The sequence below is a fragment of the Micromonospora sp. WMMD1155 genome, assembly GCF_029581275.1.
In the GTDB taxonomy this organism is placed as follows: domain Bacteria; phylum Actinomycetota; class Actinomycetes; order Mycobacteriales; family Micromonosporaceae; genus Micromonospora.
On record NZ_CP120742.1, the window covers coordinates 157591 to 180152 of the forward strand.

Genomic DNA, 22562 nt, shown 5'->3' on the forward strand with positions numbered 1-22562 from the left:
TCGACTGGATGATGAATGGCCTGGTGGAATGGCTCGCCGAGCGGCTGCAAGACCTCCTCGGCGGGCTCCTGGCCTATCTGACGTCGTCGATGTTCCTGTCGCCGGACGTCACTGTCTTGCCGCAGGTGCAGACGATCGCCGAGAAGAGCACGCTGGTCGTCAACGCCTGCTACGTCCTCGCGCTGCTGACCGCCGGCGTCGTGACGATGACCAGCAGTTCGGTCGAGGTCCGATACGGCGTCAAGGAACTCGTGCCACGCCTCATTGTCGGGTTCATCCTGTCGAACGTCGCGGTCCCGCTCTGCGCCGTCCTCATCGATGTGGCCAACGCGTTGACGGTGGCCATGGTCGGCACGGCGGCGCCGACCACGCAAGCGGTCACGATGGCCCGCACTCACGTGGCCGCCGCCCTCATCGACCCTGCCAACGCCCTCATCGCCCTGGTCATCGGATTGTTGATCGTCGGGCTGATGTTCGCCCTCGTCACCGGTTGGGTTGTCCGCGTTGCGGTGCTGGTCATCCTGGCCGGGCTCGCCCCGGTCGCGTTGGCCTGCTATGGCCTGCCCTGGACGCAACCCACCGCCGACCTGTGGTGGCGCAGCCTGCTGGGCTGCCTCGGCACGGCCGTGTTGCAGGCCATCGCGTTCTCCACCGGCATCCAACTGCTCACCGATCCGGACGCGAGCATCCCGGTGCTGATCGGCCTGCCGGGATCGAACGTGTTGAACCTGCTGCTGGTCGCGGTGGTGCTGTGGATGACGGTCAAGATCCCCTCGATGATGGGCCGCTACGCCACGGGCAAGGGGTCGCCGAACGTCGGCGGGATTCTGCTGCGGGCAGTGGTCATCCAGGGCATCACCCGCCGTCTCCCGCTCGGCGGGCTACGACGTACCGCCGTGCGAGGTGGGCGATGACGATCGAGGACAACGTCCCGCGCGCCGTCGTCCCGGCCAACGTCAACGAGCCCGACCGCATCGCGTTCGGGTTGACATTCCGGCAACTGGGCATCATCGGCGGCGCCGGCCTCGTCGGGCTCGGTGTCTACCGCACGTTCGGGCAACTGCTACCGCAGGTGGCGTGGATCGTCGCCGGGGCGATGATGTTCGCGGTGGCGGTCATGCTGGCGCTCGGCCGCCGTGACGGCCTGCCGCTGGACGTGTGGCTGCGGCACGGGTTCGCGCTCAGCCGCAGGCCGCACACGCTCGCCCCGGGTAGGGCTCGAACCAGCTCGGTCGCGGTCGTGACCGGCAACCCAAGCCTTCCGGCGCCGCTGCGGTCTCCGGTCACGGCGCTCAGCCCGACCGGAGTCCTGACCAGTGAGGGCAGCGGCAAAGTCCTGATCGCCTGCGGCACGACGAACATCCACCTGCGCACCAGCGGTGAACAGGGCGCGCTGTTGGAAGGGTTTGGCCGGTTCCTCAACAGCCTGACCGGGCCGGCGCAGATCGTCGTGGCTGCGCAGCGGCACGACCTGACCGTCTACGCGCAGGCGACTGTCGACCATGCGCCGCGCCTGGCGCACCCGGCGCTGCAGGCCGCCGCCGCCGACTACGCCGAGTTCCTGCTCGACCTCGACAGCCAGCGCGATCCGTTGCGCCGCCAGGTCCTCGCCGTCGTCACCGGAGAGTTTGGGGCCGACGCCGCGGTGCGTGCGCTGTCCGGACTCGGTGTCGAAGCCGCAGCTCTGGACGGGCCGGCTGTCGCCTCCGCGCTGGCTGGCGCGGTCGATCCGTTCTCCCCGCCGGTGCCTGGCCCGCGTGCGGTACCCGGCGCCCCGATCACCCTGCGGAGCGCATCATGAACCTGTTGAAAGGGCACAAGACGAGTGACGCGGGCGGGGAGGGGATGCCCTCCCCCGCCGCGTTGTCGGTCACGCCGTGGCACGTGCAGGTCGGCGACGGGTATGCCGCCACCTACGCGGTGTGCGGGTATCCGGCCGAGGTCGGCCCAGCCTGGTTGGACCCGCTGCTGTCCTACCCGGCACGGGTCGACGTCTCGGTGCACCTGGACCCGGTGGTGCCGCAACTGGCCGCGCCGATGCTCAAGCGCCAGCGCGCCCGCCTCGAATCCTCGCGCCGTCTCGATGCTGACCAGGGTCGTCTGGGTGATCCCATGGTGGAGGCGGCCGCAGCGGATGCCGCCGATCTCGCTGAACGCGTCGCCCGCGGCGCTGCGAAGCTCTTTGAGACCGGTATCTACGTCACCATCCACGCCCGTACCGTCGATGAGCTGCGCGCCGTCACCGCGGGCGTGAAGTCCGCCGCCGCCAGCGTGCTGCTGGACCTGCAACCGGCTACGTTCCGGCACCACCAGGGCTGGATCTCCACCCTGCCGGTCGGCGTGGACCCGCTACGCATGCGCCGCATCCTCGACACCACCGCCCTCGCGGCAGCGTTTCCCCTCGCCTCGGCGGACCTCGCCGCCCCGGCCCCCGGCGCCGCCGCTGCGCCCGAAGGGCTGCTGTACGGGGTCAACACGACCAGCAACGGGGTCGTGATCTGGAACAGGTGGGCGCAGGACAACCACAACTCCGTCGTCCTGGCCCGCTCCGGCGCGGGCAAGTCGTACTTCGTCAAACTGGAGGTGCTCCGCAACCTCTACCAGGGCACGGTCGTCTCCGTCATCGACCCCGAAGACGAGTACGCGCCACTGGCCGAGCACGTCGGCGGCACCGTCGTACAGCTCGGCCAGCCAGGTGTGCGGGTCAACCCGCTCGATCTGCCCGCCGACCACCGGGCCGACACCCTCACCCGCCGCGGCCTGTACCTACACACCCTGATCGCGGTCATGCTCGGAGCGGCCCCGCCGCCCGGCGAACGCGCCGCCCTGGACCGGGCGATCACCGCCGCCTACGCCCGCGCCGGGATCAACGGCGACCCGGGCACCTGGACTAAAACCGCGCCGCTGCTGCGGGACCTCGCCGACATGCTCACCGCCGACGACGACCCCGCCGCCGGGCAGCTCGCCGCCCGGCTCGCGCCCTGGACGGTCGGGAACTTCGCCAGCCTGTTCGACGGTCCGACCACGACCGTCCCGCGCGGGCACCTGGTGGTGTGGTCGCTGCGGCACCTGCCCGACGAGCTGCGCACAGTGGGCACGCTGCTGGCGCTCGACTCGATCTGGTCGGGCATCGACACCCCGGCCACAGCCCGCCGGCGCCGCCAGCTGGTCGTGGTGGACGAGGCCTGGCTGCTGATGCGCGACGGCGAAGGCAGCCGGTTTCTGTTCCGGATGGCCAAGGCAGCCCGCAAACGGTCCGCCGGCCTGTGCGTGATCACCCAGGACGCGGCCGACGTGCTGTCGACCGACCTTGGCCTCGCTGTGGTGTCCAACGCCGCAACGCAGGTGCTGATGCGCCAGAGCACGCAGTCCATCGACGCGGTTGCCGAGGCGTTCGGCCTGACCGATGGGGAATCACGGCTGCTGCTGTCGGCGCCACGCGGCGAAGGGCTGCTTGTTGCCGGGCGTAGCCGGATCCCGTTCCGCGCGGTTGGCTCGGCGGCCGAGCACAGGATCGCGGTAACCGGGATCGGGGAGGCCGACTGATGACCACCCCGACCTGGCCTACCGACATCGGGCACTGGATCATCGCCCGGCCATGGCTCGGCTTCATCGCCGCCGCCGCGATCCTCGCAGCGGTGTTGGGCCACGACCGGCTACTCACCTGGCGGCACCAGCGGCTCGCGGCGGGCGCGCGGTGGCTGACCATCGCCGCACCGCCGGAGGTTAGCGCCGAGGCCGCCGCCGCGTTCTGGACGACGCTCATGGGCGTGCTGACACCGTCGGTGTGGCGGCGCAGGGTGTACGGGTACCCACACGTCGGGTGGGAGTACACCTGGACCGGCCGTGCCCTGACCATCCGGGTCTGGGTGCCGGGCACGGTGCCGCCCGGCGCGGTCGAAGCCGCCATCCGGGCGGCCTGGCCCGCCGCGACCCTCACCACCGCGGATGCCGCCGCGCCGATCCCGGCCGAGGTGGGCGAGCAGGTGGGCGGGGCGCACTGGCCGCAACACACCGACAGGCTGCCGCTGCGCAGTGAGCACGACACCGACCCGCTGCGGGCGTTGCTTGCCGCCGGGGCCGAGGTCCGATTCCGCGAACACGCGTGCGTGCAGATCCTCGCCCGCCCGGCACCCGCCCGTCGTGTGCGGGCGGCCCGCCGGGCGGCGGCCACCATGAGCAACCATCCGCACGGGCGGCCCGACGTCGCGGCGCAGGCTGTGTCGGGTGCGGCGCGGTTGGCCATCGAGCCTCTGCTGTGGCTCGTGGAGGTGTTCATGCCTGGCCCGTCCCGGCCGCGAAGCCCGTCGCGCGCCACAGCGGGGCGGGCAGCCGACCGGGACCCGGTAGCCATCGCCGACGCCCGCACCGTCGTGGACAAGGCCGTGCGGGTGCCGCACTTCGAGATCGCGGTCCGGTTCGCCGTCGCCGCCGACCCCGACCGCTCACTGGTGGACAAGGAGCGGGCCGGACGGGTTCGCGAACGCCTCGTCGGGCTCGGGCACACCATCGCCTCGGCCGCCGCGGCGTACACCGGCCCGAACCGGCTGCGGCGGATGAAGATGCCCCACCCGGTGGCCACGATCGCCGGACGGCGGCTGCGGCGCGGGTTCCTGGCCACCGTTCCGGAACTCGCGGCCCTGGCCGCGCTGCCGCAAGACCTCGCCGTGCCGGGCCTCGACCGGGCGAGGGCCAAGGCCGTGCCGGCACCCGTGCAGGTCCCCTCCGGCGGGCGGAGCGTGAAGGTGCTGGGCCGCTCACAGATCGGCCACCACAGCATCGGCCTCACTGTCACTGATGCCCGGCAGCACGTGCACGTCGTCGGTAAGACCGGCGTCGGTAAGTCCACGCTGCTGCTGAACATGATCCTCGGCGACATCAAGGCCGGGCGCGGGACCGTGGTCATCGACCCACGCGGGGACCTGATCACCGACATCCTCGACCGCTTACCCGCCTCCTATGCCAAGAAGATCGTGATCATCGACCCAGACCAGGAGAACCCCGGCTGCTTCAACCCCCTCGACGACGGCGGCGATCCGCACCTCGCCGTGGACAACCTCGTCGGCATCTTCGCCAAGATCTTTCAAGGCCAGTGGGGGCCCCGCATGGACGACACCATGCGCGTCGCCTGCCTCACCCTGATGCGCCACGCGAAACCCACCCTGAGTCTGGTCCCGTCGTTGCTGCAGGACCGAGATTTCCGGGCCCGGTTTACCCACGGCCTGGACGACCCGGACGGCCTCGGCGGGTTCTGGCTCTGGTACGACGGCATCAACGAACAGTTCCGGGGCCAGGTCATCGCACCCGTCCTCGCCCGACTCCGGGCCTTCCTGCTGCGCGACTTCGTCAAGAGCGTGATCGGTAACGCCCACTCGTCGTTCGACATGGGTCGGGTACTCGACGGCGGGGTGCTGCTCTGCCGGCTACCCAAGGGCATCCTCGGCGAGGAGACCAGCCGCATCCTCGGCTCGATGATCGTCGCCCGGGTCTGGCAGGCCGCCATCGCCCGCGCCAGCGTCCCCGAAGACCAGCGCAAAGACGCCAACCTCTACGTAGATGAGTGCCACAACTTCCTCACCCTGCCCGGCAGCGTCGGGGACATGCTGGCCGAGGCACGCGGTTTTCGGCTCGGACTCGTCCTGGCCCACCAGGACCTGGCGCAACTGCCCAACGACATCGCCTCGGCGGTGTCGGCCAACGCGCGAACGAAGCTGTTCTTCAACGTCGACCCCGCCGACGCGCGGGACCTGTCCCGACACACCAAACCCGAGCTGGACGAACACGACCTCGCGCACCTCGACGTCTACACCGCCGCAGCCCGGCTGCTGGTCGGCAACCGGGAGCTACCCGCGTTCACGTTCGTGACCAACCCGCCGGCGCCGCCGGTGGGTGAAGCGACCGCGATCCGGCAGGAGTGCGCCGCCGCCCACAGCCGCACCGGTGATGAGCCGCCGATGCAGCAGCTCGCCCGCACCGCGATGAAGCGGCGCATGACCGACCGCGACCGCTGAACGCTCCGGCTCGCATAAGGGCTCGGCTGGGTGCGGCACCGGGGACTCGTCTGGGGGTGTCCGCGACACGAGACCCCACACGAGTCCCACGCCCCTGGCCTGTCAGGTTCCTGACCTGCCCCAACCCGCCTGACGCCAGAGCCGGAATAGAGATCAACTCATCCAGACTCCCTACGGGACTCTCTCTCCAGGGGTGTATCCACATGCCGCAATCACGATCGGTCAGCCTCCTGACCATCTATCCCCACATCACCAGCCGTGACCGCCGGCTTCTGCAGCTGCTCGACGACCACCAGGTCCTCACCACCGATCAGATCCACCGCATGCTGTTCCTCGCCCGCCGGACCTGTCAGATCCGCCTCGGTGAGCTGGCCGCATTGGGCCTGCTGGACCGGTTCCGGTTCGCCCGCGCCGGGGGTGGTAGCCATCCGTGGCACTGGACGCTCGGCCACCAGGGGCACCGGTTCCAGGCCGCCGCGCACCGCCGGCCCGAACCCACCGTGCGCACCAGCCGTCAGATCGTCGACCGGCTCTCGGCCAACCCGAGTCTGAACCACCTGCTCGCGGCCAACGAATTCTTCGTCCGGCTCACCGCGCGCACCCGCCAGCACCCCGAGGCACGGCTGGACCGTTGGTGGTCCGAGACGATGACCACGAAGCAGTTCCGCACCATCACCGCCGACGGGCACGGCCTGTGGAGCGTCGCCGACGCCACCGTGGGGTTCTTCCTGGAGGCCGACACCGGCACCGAACCCCTCGGCCGGGTGGTGGCCAAACTCGACCGGTACGACCAGCTGATCCGCCGCGGCGGTCCCCGCTACCCGGTGCTGTTCTGGCTCGGCAGCGAACCTCGTGAGGAGCACCTGCACCGGCTCCTACGCGGCCGGATCAGCGGCGTTCCCGTCGCCACCGCAACCCACGCCTGCGACCCGACCGAGGCAGTGTGGTTGCCCGGCGGCGGCACCGGCCGGGTCCGGCTCGCCGAGCTGCCGAGCGACCACGGGCAGCCTGTAGCGGACAACCCCAACTACGACGAGGGCGTCTTCGTGCCCTGACAGACCCTGACACGCCTGCGGCGGTTCCTGTCAGCGCAGCTCACGGCCAGGTCCGAGGTTCCTGACAACGCTGGGGCTGTCAGGTCGCACAGCTACGGTGCAGCTTCACTTCTCTGCTCGCACCGCCGCCCGTCTGGTCCTCCTCGGATCTGCCCGCGCCAGCGGGATCACCCACAGCCCACCCTCGGTCGGCTCGTGATCCACGCTCCGCGCCTCTCACGGCAGCTTTCCCGGTCCAGACGCGCGCTTCGGTGGCACCACCGCGCTTCCCCCACCCCACGCCCTCTGTTTCGCGAAGGGAGCACCCCGTCATGCCCACGCGCACCCCGCTCGCCGCTTCGGTGATCACCGTCTGCTTCGCCCCCGGCGAGGACGCCGACTGGTTCGCCGCCTCGGAGAAAGTCAACGATCTTCTGCACGCCAACGGCACCCCCGCCCGCCGCTACCACGTCCGCCACCGCCGCCTCATCGGCTGGCTGACCCGCTTCCTCGGCTACTACCTGCTCGACGCCGCCCGCCGCTTCGGCGCGGTCACCATGGCCGCCGGAGGCCGCAAGGGTCGCCTCGACCTGACCGGCACCGCCGCCAAAGCCTCCCACCACGCCGCGTTGCGCTGGCGTGCCTGGAACACCCACATCGCCGCGACCACCCGTCCGGCCCGTCCCTTCGAGGACTACCTCGCCCAGCACCACGCCGACCCGGCCAAGGTCAGCGCCGCTGAGGCCCGCCGCCGCTTCGAGCAACAGCCACGCGTCCTGGCGATGCTCGCCCTGTCCTTCGACCCGTACGAGCTGTCCGTCTACCAGGCCGGCGAAGCCACCTACGTCGGCCTGCACTGGCGCATCGCGCTGATCGGCGACGCGCTGATCACCACCGACGGCCGCCTACTCACCCCGACCAGCGACTCCGTCGCCGACCGGTTCCGCTTCCTCAACGAGGCATGCGCCTACGTGCGCGGCCTGCGCTCCAGCGCCCGACTGTGCGCCGTCGCCATCGCCTAAGCACCAACCGCCTGAACACCCAAGGCCGGTCGCAGCTCCGCCGCGACCGGCCTTCGCCACGCCCACAACCCAACCGTCTGCGAAGGAGAACCCTCGTGTTCCTGACCGATCCCGCCCTACGGCGCATCGCCGCCGACACCAACGACGTCCTGCCCGAGCACCTGTGGCGCCACGACACCGCCACCCCCGATCCGCTCGGCGACCTCGCCCGGATCCTGCAAAAGACCGCCATCGACTTCACCGACAGCACCACCACCCTCGACCAGGCCCTCGCCCGGGTGGGTGTGCTCGCCGAGACGGCACGGCAAGGGTTGGCCGCCCGCGCCGGCCTGCACATTGCCGGCTATCACCAAACTCTCACCGACGCGCTCGTCGCCAGCGAACGGCACAGCGTCCTCGGGGCCACGCTCGTCACCTGCTACCACGCCTGGAGCAACCACCGGCCGATCGGCGACGGCGACGAGCGGTACCTGCTCCTGCGGCGCTGCGATCCGTCACGCGGCGTCGCGACCCTGCAGCGGAAGAACCCGCACACGTGGCTGGTGGTGCCCGACGTCGAAGCCGCCACTGCGTTCGATATCCCCTACCCGGATCGTGTCGTCGGCGAGGTCACCAGGGCCGAGCACCGGTGGACACCCACCGCGTACATCCCCCGGCCGCACCACCAGGCCCCGCTCGCCACGGTGTATCAGCTGCCTGCGTGCGGTGACCTCACCACGGCCTGCCGGTCGCTGCTGCGTTGGTGGCACCTGCGCCACTCCGACGCCTGGCGCAACCGCACCCCCGCCCAGCTCACCCCCGCTGAACTCGCCCACCTCACCTGTTAGAGCGGGGGCACCTGAAGCTGCCCTCGACACGATCGGCCGACCGCGACCGGCCGCACCCTCGACCAACACGCCGCCGACCCCGTCTCCGCCCGCCGCGCGCCTGCCCGAAGCCGCCGCCAATCTGCGGCACCCGCGCACCGAGCTGCTGCTCGCGGCGGACCGACTGGGCGCCCTACCAATCAGCGAAGACGACGTGAGCGGTTCCATCAGCACGGTCGCCGGTCTTGGTAGAGACCGTTGGGGAGCTGGTCCGGGAGTACGTGTACGCCCGCAAGTGGGTCGACACCTTCATCAGCGACGAGGCTCGGGCCGCGTACGCCGAGGCGAACCCGGGCTGGCCGATGCTGCGGCAACCCCGGCGCCACGGTCATGGTCGTTCTGCCGCACACCGACTCCTGCCGCCGGCAGAACCTCGCCGGACACGTCCCCCACATCAAGGGCAGCACGTCCGACGCCAGGCTTCGCCCGACCGGGAGCGTCAACCCGCTGTCGCTGTCCCAAGCCGACGCCGGGATCTACCGCGACCCGACCGAGAACCGCCTGTTCATCCTGCAGGCCGCGGCCGACGAGGCCCTCCCCCGCCACTGACGGGCCGACGCATCACCACCCACCCCACGAGCACCCGTCCGCGCCTGGGCAGCACCCCTCGGCGGCGCACCACGTCACGCGCCTGCCGCCCTGACCGTTGCCCGCGACCCGGCACACCACCGCCCGGCACGCCACCGTGCCCGGCGCCCACCAGTTCCCACGGAAGGAAACCCTGATGGAACAGCTGTCGCTGACGCCTGCCACGCAGGCCGTCCTCGACGCCCTGACCGACCTCGGTCAGGGCGACGTCCACGAGTTGGCCGACAAGTCCGGCAAGGCCCGCTCGACCACCGACAAGGCGATCAAGACCCTGGCCGACGCCGGTGTCATCGTCGCGGTGGACCCCGACGCCGATCCGGCCGAGGGCACCCCCGCCCGGTGGACCCTCGCCACGCCGGGCAACGCCGATACATTCTTGCCCGCCGACGCGGCCGGCGAGACCGAGATCGGCGACCCGGACCCCGACGACACGGCAGACCATCCGCACATGGAGGTAGGCCACCAGCCCACAGATGCGGTCCACGGCAGCGACGCCGAGACCGATCGACCGGACGACGGCAGCGATGCCGCCGTCGACACGCCTGACACCGAGACGGCGGACCAATCAGGCAGCCACAGCGACAGCGACGACGCGACCGAGTTCGACGGCGCAACCGTGGACGACGCCGACCCTGGCGAGGACGAGCAGGCACCGATCGTCGCGGTCGTGCAGGCCGCCCGCCCTGGTGACCGCAAGGTCATGGCCATCAAGGGCGTCCTGGCCGACTACGGAGACATCGGCGCCACGCTGGACCTGATCGTGGGCGAGAGCGGTATCAGTCACCCGACCGCCTCTCGGCTGCTGACCGCTATGGAGCAGGCTGACGCCGCTCGCCGGCTGCCCGGCCTGCCGCAGCGGTGGATCGCCGGCCCGACCAAGGCCAGCGAGGTCGACCCGAACCCGGAACCGCCCCGCTGCCCGCTGTGCTACCAGGTCATCCGTGGCCTGGCGACCGCGCCGACTGCCACGGCGGCGGTGCTGCCCTTGATCCGCCCAGACGGCACGCTGCACGTCGTCGCGCCGGACGGCGAAACCCACGTCGTCACCCTGCCCCGTCGCACTCCGCCGCGCGCGCCGGGCATCACTGCGAGTGTGGGCCGCGGTGACGCGACCGCCAACGCCGACGGCAGCCAGCCGTTCGGCCGGGGCGAGTTGGAGAAGCTGACTCTCGACGTCCTGGCCGCGAACCCGGGCCGGCCGATGAGTCCACAGGACATCGCCACCGCCATCAGCGGGCAGCTCGGCCGCGCGGTCAGCTCCGGGGCCGTCCGCAACAACTGCACCAAGGCCGCCGCCGCCGGCCGGATCCTCCTGGTCTCCGATGCGCCACTGACCTTCACCTACCCGGCCCAGTCGGACCCGAGCCCCACCGGGAGTACCAGCGCGCACCACCCCGACCTGGACGACAACGACGCCGATCAGTCCTGACCCCCACCATCCCCAACTCATCGCGGGGGCCGAGCGGGTGCGCTCGGCCCCCGCGGGCATATCGAGAAGGAGAACCCCGTGCCCCACGAACTGGAAACGTTCGTCGACGGAACGACCGCCTTCGCCAGCGCACGTCTGTCGGCCTGGCACCAGCTGGGCACCGTCACCCAGGACACGATGAAGGCCGAGGAGATCATGGCCGCCGCCCGGCTCGGCGACTGGGGCGTGCGGACCATCCGCACCGTCGGCATCGACATCGTCGACGGAGTCGAGGTGCAGATCCCCGCGGACGACAAGCGCATGACCGTGCGCCGCAACCCGGTCACCGGCGAGACCGAGTACCTGGGCATCGTCGGCACCGACTACACCGTGGTCCAGAACGAGCAGTGCGCCGAGATGCTCGACCGCCTCGTCGATCAGGTGGGCGGCGCCCACTTCGAAACAGCCGGCAGCCTCCGTCGCGGCAAGTCGGTGTTCGTCACGATGAAGCTGCCGACGGCTATGGAAATCGCTGGAGTGGACCGGCTGGATCTCTACCTGATTGGCACAACTTCGCACGACGGCACCGCGGCGCTGCGGGTGGACGCCAGCCCGATCAGGGTCGTGTGCGCGAACACCCAACGCGCCGCGTTTACCCACTCTGCCGGGCACTACACGTTCCGACACACCTCCAACGTCAACTCCCAAATCAGCCAGGCCCGCGAGGCGCTGGGCCTGATGTGGACATACATGGAGACGTTCGAAAAGGCCGCCGAGGGAATGCTCCAGACCGAGCTGACCATGCGCGAGTTCGAGAAAGTCGTCGCCGAGGTCTGGCCGGTCAAGGACACCGCGTCCGAGCAGACCCACAACAACGCCAAGCAGCGCCTTGGCACCCTCAAATACCTGATCCGCGAGGCCGACACCCAGAAAGCCATCACCGGCACCCGGTGGGCCGGCTACCAGGCCATCACCGAGTACCTCGACCACTACCAGCCCGCCAAAAACGAGTTCGCCCGCGCCAACCGGGTGCTCACCGGCAACGTCGGCGAGCTGAAGGTGGCCGCTTTCGACCTGCTGAAGGTCTGACCGCACCTCGACCCGTCGGGGCAGCGGTCCACAGACCGCTGCCCCGACCTGCACCCAGAGGACCATCCATGGCGCTGCCGAGCACGACCCGGCGCGCGTCAGACCGGACGGACCGCCGATGATCCGCCACATCCGTCACCCCCACGACCTCCGACAGTCGGTGTGTGGGCTGCCCGCTGCCGACGTTCAGCGATGGGAGACCGAAGACCCGCCGAGCGTCGAGTCAACCTGCGAAGACTGCTACACCCTGCTCCCCGAAGCCGCCCGACCCGACGACGCCAACCACCCACCCGGAGATCCCACGCTCATCGACACGCTGCGGCGTATCGTCGCCAACCGGCAGCACGCCAAGATCGACGGCATCCTCGTCGACCTGTGGTCAGCCAGCGTCACCGTCCTCATCTGGGACCACCTCCGCGACGACAAGCGGCAACAGCTGCTGACCCTGCCATCACACGAGCTGATCCTGCGCTGCATCGCGATCTACACCTGCCTCACCGCGAAGAAGGACCACCAGTAACCGGCCCTCACGTACCTGAATGGTTCCACTTCAGGCCGTGGGTGTTCTCGATCGACGCCGCGCAGGCGCTGATCGCGGCGTCGCCCCGCGACACCCGACCCCCTTGGACGTGCCAGCGTAGGCCCGCCGCAAACGGCCTTGCCCATCTCGACAACCCCAACCCGTGGGCAACCAGCCTCAAGCGTCAACGAACCGCCGCCCGCCACGCTGCCCATCGACAGGACCCACCGCCTCGACCGCGCCTGACGCAGAACACATGCCGCAACTGCCAGCCTACGTGCTCACCGTCGAGGGACCCCGCCAGATCCAGGACGACCTGCTCCCCCGACCACGTGGCACCTCCACCATCCCGCCGTCGAACCCATGCCGGCCTGACACCCCCAACCCACCGCGTACGCCTCGGAAGCCGCCCCAACGCCGGCGGCGACCGAGGCGTACGCGCATTCACCCCTTGCCGAGGAACCCGTGACGTACACGCCACCGTGGCGCAGGGTCTGCGACTGCCGCTGCATCATTCACCACCGCCTGCCGCGCACCACCTACAACGAGCCCGGCTGCGCCTGCACCATCACCTGCGCCACCCAGCCACTCACGCTGCTGGTCCACCAGCTGGGCCGCGCATTCTTCCTCGACCAGGGCGGAGACCTCTGGCACGTCCCCGCCATGACCCAGGGCACTTGGGACTGGGACAACGCCGCAAGGGTCGACACTGGCGCCGACGGCTACGACGCCGGCTCCGTCATCGAGCAACTGCTACGCCAGGCCGCCAACGTCCTCGGCACGTCCACCGACTGACCCGACCGCTCAAGGTGGGCCGTCCATGCGGGCGGCCCACGACGACCTTTTCGTGCTTCACGACTAAGGAAGACATCTCTGCACCGCGCCTACCGCAACGCCCGCGAACGCGCCTGCGACTGCCGCTGCCCGATCCACCACGACCAACCGCGCTCGATCTACAACAACCCCGACTGCCACTGCCTGGCCAACCCATGACCCCGCTCGCCCCACAGATCAACGGCGTCGGGTTCCTCGATGACGCCAACGCCCTCTGGTACCTGCCCAGCTTGGAGCCCGGCCATTGGGACTGGCGCTACGCCACCCCCGTCGACGTGGACCCGCTGTTCCCGGCCAGCACCCTGTTCACCGGTCTCCTCCGCAAGACCCACGCCGCGCTGCTCCCCGTTCTCTACCGCCTCTAAAACTCACGACGCGGCGTCCAGCCGTGCACCCGCACGCAGACCGACCCCTTCCGGCTATCCCGAGAGGCCACCACCATGACAAAGATCATCATCAGTGTCGTTACCGTCGTCGTCATCGCCTGTTTCGGCCTACCCCTCCTGCTGCTGTCCTACGTCACCGGCGGCGGCCCTGGCGGATGTGCCATCGCCGCCCCACCCGGCCGCCCCTCTGGGCAGCCGCCCGGCCCTGGCCGATGGGACGCGGAGCAACTCGACATCGCCGCCACGATCATCGACGTCGGGGTCGCCAAAGGCGTACCCCGCTGGGGCTGGATCGTCGCCGTCGCTACCGCCATGCAGGAATCCGGCCTGCGTAACCTGCCCTTCCTCGGCGACCGCAACGACCACGACTCCATCGGCGTCTTCCAGCAACGCCCCAGCCAAGGCTGGGGCACCATCGCACAACTGTCCAGGCCCGCCTACCAGGCCGGCACGTTCTTCGACAAGCTCCAGACCGTGCCCGGCTGGAAGACGATGCCGCTCACCCAGGCCGCGCAAGCCGTCCAGGTGTCCGCCTTCCCTGACGCCTACGCCACGTGGACCGACGACGCCCTGCACCTCGTAGAGCAGTTGACCAGCACCCTTGCCGACTGCGCCACCGACGCCCTGGACGCGCTCCCCGCCGGGTTCGCGTTACCCGCCAACACCCCACCCGCCGTAACAACCGCCATCTCCTGGGCCGTGAACCAACTGGGCGCGCCCTACCACTTCGGCGGCTCCTGCACCGACCCGCACTCCGGCGACCCCGACAAACAATGCGACTGCTCCTCGCTCATGCAATCGGCCTACCGGGCCGCCGGCATCACCATCCCACGCGTCACCACCGACCAAGTCGATGCCGGACAGCCGGTGGCCGACCCGACGCTTCTGCGACCCGGCGACCTCGTGTTCATCCCCGGCAGCCAAGGCACCGGGGCCAATCCCCGCCATGTCGGTATGTACATCGGGAAGGAATTAATCCTTCAAGCGCCAAGAACCGGCGACGTGGTCAAGATTTCGCGGCTCAGCAACTGGTTGGGCCAGATCGCCGCCATCAGGCGGGTTGGGCCGTAACAACATCGTTGGACGTCACCTCGATCCCGCTTGGAGCCCCATCACTGCAGCCTTGGTGAGCGAACCGCAGCAGATCCGGATGTCCTGATCAAGCCTGGCCTGCCTCCGGCTGCGTCCATGACGGGTTGAAGCTGAACGAGGATCATCCAGTTATCACCATCGGCGCAGTACGTCGCCCGGACACGGTATTCGCTCGGGCGTAGATCGATCACGAGGTGGTTGTCGAGCTCCAACTCCGGTACGGGCCACGTCGACCCGGTCGATGTGCAGCGCCGACTGCACCGGATGTGCCGGCGGCTCGACTGGGTGTACGACGAACTGTGTCTGTCTTTCTCCCACCGACTCGCTTAATACCTCTCGGTCGAAGCACCAACTGTTGCCTCACGGTCGCCCCGGCGAGTTGTTTGCTCTGTTCGAAGATCGGTCATGCCTTGGCCTCCCGGCCGCGCGTGGCCTTCAGTAGGCGCCAGGACGTCAGCGCCTCGTTGGTGAGGTCAGACAAGAGCATCTGCCGGTGTGTCATCCCGCGAGCCTATTGGCCGACCCAGGCATTCGCCTTCTGCCGTCAGGCCTGGGTTGCGCCCGGGGTTTAGGTCAACCCCGGCGCGCTTCAGCACGGCAGGTACCTCCGCAGTCCCGACCACAGGGCTGGCCTTCGCCGGCTCATTCACTCACGCTTGGGCATGCAATCCGGTGCGGACGGCGGCACTTGCCTCCTCACCCACGGATGCTGCCTTTCACACCGCCAGCACCCCAGCGTCCCGCCTACTGCCTCGGACAGCATCTCCTCTTGCTGACGGGGGCAGTAAGCCACCCAGACGAAGCGACCGTGGACGCCGCCGTCATCTTCGACGTCTTCTGCGCGCCTTATTTGATCCATTCTTGCACCCTCTTCCGATGATCGGTTTCATGCGATGCCACCTTTCCATGGACTGGTACATCGACATTCTCGGGATCGAACTCGAGCCCAGTCCAACCGTAGCCATGCCGCTCGTCATTCGCAAGCCATTCATCGTCGCACGCGAATGGGTACGCCGACTCGGCGCACTCTTAAAGTCCCCTGACCAGCCACAACACCCTGAGAAGGAATTTCCCAGCCCTCAAGGGTCGGCCATGTGGGGGTACACGCAAGTTAGTTCGACGATTTATAGGCTATTCAAACTACAGAAAGAGCCCACAGCTAATAATGATCGGCCCGAAAGCCGGTTCCGCGACTTCTCCCCATACGGCTACTTACGCCTACCGTCTCTCAGGCTTACCTACGACAGTCAGCTCATCGACATGAGCGGATGCTATTGCCTGTTATCGAGAGCCAGATGCGTTCCGCCGCCGTTCTTTGAGGTTCTGATGAAGTGCTGGGGCGAGCGCAGCGCCGGCAACCAAGAACGATCTGAGTGGCATGAAGGCTCCGCCTACGAGGCGACCGATGCCTCGGAGGTTGATGGCGGTGGCCGTCGCATGACCCAGGCCAAACGAGGACGAACAAGTCCGGCTTCCCGCCACACCCGCCACACGGAGGTGACCAGGTCGAGCTGGTCGGGCCGGCAGCAGGAAGGGGGGTAAGCGCGGTGGCGGTTTCGACGGCCTACGGCGACGTGCTGATGCACGGGCCCGGACGGGGTGCGGCGAACGGACCGGGGGGACGGCGTTGAAACGTGCGCGGTGCGGCCTGGCGGGAGACGGTCAGCTCTCGTCCGGGCTGCTTCGTAGCTGTATGGCGAGTGCGATGGTGTCTTCGTGCGGTTCGGCGTCAAGGTCGGCGAGAGCTTTGGTCAGGGCGCGCAACAGGGTTCGGATGCCGCTGGCATCGCCGAGGGCATGTCGGGTGTGCATCGCCTTGGCATAGAGGGCTTCGTTGTAGCGATCGAGTCCGATGGCCTTGTCGAGCAGGTCAGATGCGGCCTGCGGGTTGCTGTCCAGCAAGTCCTCGGCGAGCAGTAGGTGGGCTTCGGTGCCCCACCGGCGAACCGTCTCGCGGTGGGGCTGCAGCCACTCGTAGTCCTGGCCTTCCGCGAGGGGTGCGGTGTAGAGGTCGCAGGCGGCGGTGAGGAGTTCGCGGCGGCGCGGCTCGGTGGCGATGGTGGCGCTGCGCATCAGGTCGCGCAGGGTCCAAAGGTCGACGTCCACGGTCGTCGGGTCGAGCAGGTACCGTCCGGCGGATTTGATGACGTAGGCGTTCTTGGTCTCGGCGGTACCGGCGCGACCGAGGACGTGTCGCAGGTTCGAGGCGTTGGTGTGGACGCGTTGGTCGGCTTGGCTGATGCGGGCGTCGGGTTCGAGGTATTCGCCGATGTCGCGGGTGCCGGCTCCGTCGGGGTGGACGGCGAGGTAGACCGCGAGTTCTAGGGCTTTGGCTCGGAGCGGCCGGCCTTCGGCGGTGATGCCTTCGATGCGCGGAGGGCCGAGCACGCGCAGCCGCGCCCGCCCCGACTCGGCGTCGACGGCGGGCTTGACGGTAGTCGGGGTAGCCCGGCCCGTGGCGATGGGCGTGATCTCGGTGCGGCTGGCGTGCAGGGGCACGATTGTGGCTGGCACGGCTGGTGAGGTGATGGCGGGCGGTTCGCCGGTCTGCGCCTCGCGCAGCGTGGTCAGGATCTGGATGGCGGCGGCCGGTTCGAGCACCGGAAGGCGCGGCGGCACGGGTTCGGCGGGCTGCCCTGCGATGAGCCTGGTGTGTCCGTCCGGGGTGACTTCGACGGTGGGTCCGTAGGCCCATTCGCCGAGCAGCATTGCGGATACGTGCAGCCCCTCGCCCAAGGCGAGGCTGACCTTGGTGCGCACGCGGGCACTGGCGGGTGGGGTCTCGGTGATGAGCATGACGGGCGGTAGCGCTTCCTCGTCGGGCGCTGTCCGTCGCAGCTCGTCAAGGTCGGTCAGGGCGTGTTCGTCGAGGATGCGGCTGCGGTACAGCAGCCGGGACTCGATCATGGTGAGCGCGTCGTTGATGCTGTCGGTTACGCGCAGGCGCGGCCATGGGCTGAGGAGGGTCACCGCGTCCGGGCCGAGCAGCGTGGTCAGGGTGGTGACGTCGATGACGACCTCGCTGCGGGCGTCGGGCTGGTGCGGGTCGCCGGAGGCCAGCACGGCGACGAGGGCGGCGCGGGCGGCAGCGTGTGCGCCGTCTCCGACGATTCCGGATCCGCCGCCTGGCAGTAGCCCGAGTTCGGGTGCGAGAGCGGGCGGCTGGCCGTCGTCGCTGCTCGTATCCGATGCCTCGGGGTTACGGGCAGCCACGGCGCGGCGGACCTGGGCCACGGTCGGGGGCAGATCGGTGGGCGGATCATCGTCAGGCTCGACCTTGTATCGACGGCGGCGTTGGAGCCAGAGCATCGCGGCGGCGGCGCTGATGGCGGCGGCGAGCGACCAGGACAGCCAGCCGGAGCCCGACAGATCAACACCCTGGTCGTCTGTGGCCGCTGTTGGACTGTTTATGGCGGGCGCTGACGTGGCGGGGTTGGGGATTCCCGACGATGGTGTTGGCGACGAAATGGGCCCGCTTGGGGCTGCGGACCGCGTGGTGGTGGGAGTAGTGGTCGACGGTTGGGGCGCGGTGGGATCGGGCGGGTCCGGGGAGGCGCTCGGCAATGCGGGTGGTGTCGCGGGCCGGCCTGACCGGGGTGTGGTGGGTGTGGCGGCTTGTGGTGGCCGGGCGTCGGCAGGGAGGCGAAGCTCCCAGCCGGGGTAGATGAGGTCGCAGTCACGCAGCACACCGCCGACAGGGAAGTGGCGGTGCTTGTTCAGGCTGCAGACCTCCGGCCACCGACTCGCGTCGCCGAGCCACTCCTTTGCGATCTTGGACAGGGTGTCGTGTCGCTCAACGGTGTAGAGGTATCGCTGCTCGCCAACGTGGATGACGGCGGGTCCACGGGCTGCGGCTTGCCGGGGAACGTCGGCGTGTTCCGTCGCGGTGGCGGGCGTAGACGGCCGGTCCGCGTGCGCCGCCGCATTGAGGGGGCCGGCGGGGGTGACGGCTAGCGCGGCGGTGCCGGCCAGACCGAACACGAGCCGGTGCAACGGGGTCGGCAGCCTGAGTATGGGGATACGCCAGCGGGTCACCGCCGCGAGGATCTCGGCGAGCAGGAGCAGGGCGAACACGCCCCACAGCAACCACATCGCCCAGAACGCCGCGCCGATGAGGAAGTCCGGGGTGAACCGCCCGCTGGAGCGCGCGAACCAGTCGGGGATCTGCGACCAGGCCGGCAGTCGGCGCATCGGGTTCCCACCCGCAGCCCACAACAGCGCCGGAATGGTGACCAGGAAGAGGCTGGCACCGATGACGCCGCGAACGACCCCTCCGAGGGACCGCCTCGCGCGGCGCGGCCGTGCTTCTAACGGAGTGCGGACGGTGGCTCGTGCACCATACTCGGCGAGTTTGTCGACTCTGCCCCGGCGCGTCTGCGGCACCCGTCCCCCTGCCGTTGATCCTCGATCTTCCAAATACACGAGGGTGAGTGTCTTGGGCTATCCCATCGGGAGAGATTCTCACCATCCGCGTACAGCGAGTCACTTTCTGCGGATCGTGGTTGACACCCGGTTGCCCTCAGGGGCGAGACTGCCCCTCATGCCAAGCGGGGGCACTGTGCTGTCGATCGACTTAAGTTCGTCGGCCATCGCGGCCACTGCCAGCCGGCAAGGCCTGAAGATCCCCATCCTCATCGACGGTCGCCCCGTTATGCCGCCTGGCGTCGTTATCGGGCCCGCAGGGGAAATCTACGTCGGTCTCGACACCACGACCGCGATGTCCTTGCCGGTAGACCACCGGTTCATCGATAACCCGACGGACCTCCTCGGCCGGCCCATCAGCGCCGCCGACGAAGCGCAACCCGACCCGGTGGATCTACTCGCCACCGTGCTGCGGCACGTCACCCATCACGCTGCCGTCCACGTCAACGGGCCGATCACCGCGCTCACCGTGACCATTCCGCCGAGCTGGGGACCACGCCGCTGCGGACACATCAGCGAGGCAGCAGCCCGCGCAGGATTTCCTCCTCCCGCCCTGGTCACCGCCCCCGCCGCCCTCGCCGCCTACGCCACGATGCTCGGCGTAACCATGTCGGACGGCTCCTGCGTGCTGGTATGCCAGGCAGACCGCGAACCGGCAACCCTGACCGTCCTGCAGACCGCCGCTGACGGCTTCCGCGAACTGGCGACACAGCAGATCAGCCTTGCTCATGGCCTCAACCACCTCATCGCCCAACACGTCGTCCAGGCGGCCACCGCAGACTCCGACCCGCTCCAAGCGACGATCACCGCGGCCGGTAGCAACGAGGCAGACGTCGAACGTGCCCTCCTGGAATCTGTCCGCACCGCCCGGCAGCTACTCACGACCCAAGACAAAGCCCCGATCCTGCTGCCCGTGCCCCGCCAACCGGCCGTCATCACCCGCGACGACGTCACCGCCGCTGTACAGCCCCTCCTCGACCAGATCCCCCGCGCAGTCGGCGGAATCCTCGACGCGGCCGACATCGACACAACGCACCTCGCGCAGGTGGTCCTCAGACCAGCCCTGGGCGTAACCGCGCTGGCCGAAACGCTCGCCGCTGCCACCGGTACAACCCCCACGCTCATCGACCACACTCACGCCCTCGCCGACGGGGCACTCCCCCTCACCATCGTCCAAGAAGCAGGCGCGGCGGCCGACGCGCGGCTACCCCGCGTGCGTCTACGTGTCAGCGACCTCACCGGCGCCCTGCTGCTCGGTGCCTGTTCCCTGATCCTGCTCCTGCAAGCTGTTCTCACCGCTTACATCTCCACCTACAGCACCTGGGTCGTCGGCGTCCGCACCTCACTACCGCAACTCGGCACCGCCGGCGCCCTCGTCATGCTCACCGCGCTCGCCGTGGCGCACCTCGCCCCGACCACCCTGCTCGCCGGAACACCCACCGCATCAACACCCGAACCCACCACAGGCAGCCTCATTCGACGCGGCTACCTCACCACCGTCGTCGGCGGCATCATCACCGCAGCGCTCTATGGCCTCGCCACCGGCACCGCCGTCGAATACGACTACACCCCCTACCTCAAATGGACCCTCGGCGCTGCCCTGCCCCTCGCAGCCTGCGCCGCCCTCATCGCCGCCACCGCGCCCCGCATCCCCGCCGACGCACTACCCGCGTGGCTCGTCATGACTCGCCCCGCCGTCACCCACGCGATCACCGCCACCGCCGGCATCTACCTCATGCGCGCCGCGCTCACCCTCTCCACACCCATCTCCACGAACACCATCGCCCCCATCGCCGGCAGCATCGGCGCAGCCCTTGTCGGCATCGCCACCGCCCTCACCATCAGCCGCAGCCGCACGATCCGCGCTATCACCGCACCCGGCCTCGCCGTCGGCTACGCCCTCGTCTTCACCGCCGACACCACCAGCGCCCTCATCGTCGGCTATCTCATCGCCCTCACCTGGTGGGGCATCCGACTCACCGCACACACCCTGCGGCTTGCCTTCCCCCAGCCAGGAACAGCGCTGCGCCGCCTCGCTGATCGGACAGGCGGCTGAGGGATCGCGAACCCACTCGGGCCGCTACCACCGCACCTACATCGCGGATGACACCGACGCGAATCGCATCGACCATCTGCGCAGCTTCCTACCTCACCGCGCCGCGGCATCGAAGCCAGCAGCCCACCGGTTCAACAAACGACTAGATAAGCCCTGACCCACTCGTCGATGAGAGGCAGGCGAAGCGGCCACGGTCACAGGATGCAATTCATAGTTCAAGGATGAGTGCCGGTTGAGTGAAATGCTCAACCGGCACTCACCTTTTCGTCAATTCCAAGCCAGCGGAATTCTGGTATCAGGCTCGGCCAGCGTGATCGCTGGCCGAGCCTGAGCGGAACGCACCGAGCGGCTGATGTCGCGGAATTTCGAGCCAGCCGGCCCTTCAGGCACACAGGACCAGAACCCGGTCAGCCTGCTGATCTCAAAGTCCTCCAACAACTCGGCCTCCCTGGCAGACGTACGAAACGTCGCTGCTAAGCACCACTGCCGGGGCGAACGCGGTCACCACACCTCACCGAAAGGCCACAACATGCGAACCCTCCAAGACTTCCGATCCCTCACCCATGTCGAGCGGGCCACGCGGATGCGTCCTACCGCTTGCTCGTCAAACTTCTACGCACCTCAGCCTCGCGTGTCCCTCCGCAATGCCGCACCACTTCTCGGCGAAGAGTCGGCAGGAAAGCGCAAGACACCGATGTCGAGCCTTGCAATTCAAGACGATTATTTTCGCCCAGACAAGCCGCGATGCCCGCAGCACCTCGTCATTACTGCAATCAACGAGATGCTTGACACCCTAAGAACAAGACGGGTGGATGAACATTCACAGTCGATGAATTCCGCGACCCGGCACAGCAGCCACAGCGACCCCCGCCACCAATCACCGCGGGATCCTGAAAGGACATATCAGCCATGCCCGCCCCACCCCCACACCGCCTCCGATTCCGCCCCGCCAGGTGGCCGGCAACCTGCCGGCCGCGTCACGGGACACCGACTGCCCGACTGCACCAACACGCTGGGCCGGCGATGAACGGCCCCGCCGCCTCGGAATGGCGGCCAGACCCTCTCCTGACCATCGACGACGTCGCCTCCTGGCTGGGCAAGCCCAAGAACACCCTCTACGCCTGGCACAGCCGCGGCAAGGGACCCCGCGCCATCCGCGTCGGCAACACCCTGCGCTACCGGCGCAGCGAAGTCGAACGCTGGCTCGACGACCACACTGACGCGGAGCGATGAC

Annotated in this window: 17 protein-coding genes; 16 read left to right on the forward strand and 1 reads right to left on the reverse strand. The window is 69.0% G+C overall.

Going from position 1 to position 22562, the window contains the following annotated elements; translation table 11 throughout:
- Nucleotides 1-8: 8 nt before the first annotated feature.
- The 14 genes from O7617_RS00440 to O7617_RS00505 all read left to right on the forward strand — a co-directional run bounded on the left by O7617_RS00440 (nucleotide 9) and on the right by O7617_RS00505 (nucleotide 14829).
- Nucleotides 9-914, forward strand: a complete 906-nt coding sequence (locus O7617_RS00440; RefSeq protein ID WP_282260734.1) for a hypothetical protein — start codon at nucleotides 9-11, stop codon at nucleotides 912-914.
- On the forward strand, nucleotides 911-1801 hold the full coding sequence (locus O7617_RS00445) for a PrgI family protein (RefSeq protein ID WP_282260735.1): 891 nt from the start codon (nucleotides 911-913) through the stop codon (nucleotides 1799-1801). The genes O7617_RS00440 and O7617_RS00445 overlap by 4 nt, the downstream gene beginning before the upstream one ends.
- The gene (locus O7617_RS00450; RefSeq protein WP_282260736.1) at nucleotides 1798-3546 is read left to right on the forward strand and encodes a DUF87 domain-containing protein; all 1749 of its coding nucleotides are present in this window, start codon (nucleotides 1798-1800) and stop codon (nucleotides 3544-3546) included. Before O7617_RS00445 ends, O7617_RS00450 begins: the two co-directional genes overlap by 4 nt.
- The gene (locus O7617_RS00455; protein WP_282260737.1) at nucleotides 3546-6011 is read left to right on the forward strand and encodes a DUF87 domain-containing protein; all 2466 of its coding nucleotides are present in this window, start codon (nucleotides 3546-3548) and stop codon (nucleotides 6009-6011) included. The genes O7617_RS00450 and O7617_RS00455 overlap by 1 nt, the downstream gene beginning before the upstream one ends.
- A 203-nt stretch (nucleotides 6012-6214) precedes the next feature.
- On the forward strand, nucleotides 6215-7066 hold the full coding sequence (locus O7617_RS00460; RefSeq protein ID WP_282260738.1) for a replication-relaxation family protein: 852 nt from the start codon (nucleotides 6215-6217) through the stop codon (nucleotides 7064-7066).
- 311 nt (nucleotides 7067-7377) lie between these two features.
- The gene (locus O7617_RS00465; protein ID WP_282260739.1) at nucleotides 7378-8067 is read left to right on the forward strand and encodes a hypothetical protein; all 690 of its coding nucleotides are present in this window, start codon (nucleotides 7378-7380) and stop codon (nucleotides 8065-8067) included.
- Between the two features lie 95 nt (nucleotides 8068-8162).
- Nucleotides 8163-8894: a hypothetical protein gene (locus O7617_RS00470; protein WP_282260740.1), complete on the forward strand. Its 732-nt coding sequence runs from the start codon at nucleotides 8163-8165 to the stop codon at nucleotides 8892-8894.
- Nucleotides 8895-9263: 369 nt separating this feature from the next.
- A complete protein-coding gene (locus O7617_RS00475) occupies nucleotides 9264-9482 on the forward strand; it encodes a hypothetical protein (RefSeq protein ID WP_282260741.1) in 219 nt (72 codons plus the stop codon).
- A 175-nt stretch (nucleotides 9483-9657) separates the two neighbouring features.
- The gene (locus O7617_RS00480) at nucleotides 9658-10950 is read left to right on the forward strand and encodes a MarR family transcriptional regulator (RefSeq protein ID WP_282260742.1); all 1293 of its coding nucleotides are present in this window, start codon (nucleotides 9658-9660) and stop codon (nucleotides 10948-10950) included.
- A 78-nt stretch (nucleotides 10951-11028) separates the two neighbouring features.
- Nucleotides 11029-12018 carry a DUF932 domain-containing protein gene (locus O7617_RS00485; RefSeq protein WP_282260743.1) on the forward strand — a complete coding sequence of 330 codons (990 nt, stop codon included), beginning with the start codon at nucleotides 11029-11031 and terminating at the stop codon, nucleotides 12016-12018.
- 118 nt (nucleotides 12019-12136) lie between these two features.
- On the forward strand, nucleotides 12137-12538 hold the full coding sequence (locus O7617_RS00490; RefSeq protein WP_282260744.1) for a hypothetical protein: 402 nt from the start codon (nucleotides 12137-12139) through the stop codon (nucleotides 12536-12538).
- 465 nt (nucleotides 12539-13003) lie between these two features.
- A complete protein-coding gene (locus tag O7617_RS00495; protein ID WP_282260745.1) occupies nucleotides 13004-13333 on the forward strand; it encodes a hypothetical protein in 330 nt (109 codons plus the stop codon).
- Nucleotides 13334-13527: 194 nt separating this feature from the next.
- Nucleotides 13528-13737 (forward strand): hypothetical protein, encoded by a 210-nt coding sequence (locus tag O7617_RS00500; protein WP_282260746.1) that lies wholly within the window; start codon nucleotides 13528-13530, stop codon nucleotides 13735-13737.
- Nucleotides 13738-13812: 75 nt separating this feature from the next.
- Nucleotides 13813-14829 (forward strand): C40 family peptidase, encoded by a 1017-nt coding sequence (locus O7617_RS00505; RefSeq protein ID WP_282260747.1) that lies wholly within the window; start codon nucleotides 13813-13815, stop codon nucleotides 14827-14829.
- 1683 nt (nucleotides 14830-16512) lie between these two features.
- Here the strand turns inward: O7617_RS00505 and O7617_RS00510 are convergent.
- Nucleotides 16513-19272: a LysM peptidoglycan-binding domain-containing protein gene (locus O7617_RS00510; RefSeq protein WP_282260748.1), complete on the reverse strand. Its 2760-nt coding sequence runs from the start codon at nucleotides 19270-19272 to the stop codon at nucleotides 16513-16515.
- A 136-nt stretch (nucleotides 19273-19408) separates the two neighbouring features.
- Here O7617_RS00510 and O7617_RS00515 point away from each other — a divergent pair, with 136 nt between their 5' ends.
- Together O7617_RS00515 and O7617_RS00520 are read left to right on the forward strand one after the other, a co-directional pair.
- A complete protein-coding gene (locus tag O7617_RS00515; protein WP_282260750.1) occupies nucleotides 19409-21328 on the forward strand; it encodes a hypothetical protein in 1920 nt (639 codons plus the stop codon).
- Between the two features lie 1023 nt (nucleotides 21329-22351).
- Nucleotides 22352-22561, forward strand: coding sequence for a helix-turn-helix domain-containing protein (locus O7617_RS00520; protein ID WP_278145177.1), 210 nt, complete (start codon nucleotides 22352-22354; stop codon nucleotides 22559-22561).
- Nucleotide 22562: the final 1 nt, after the last annotated feature.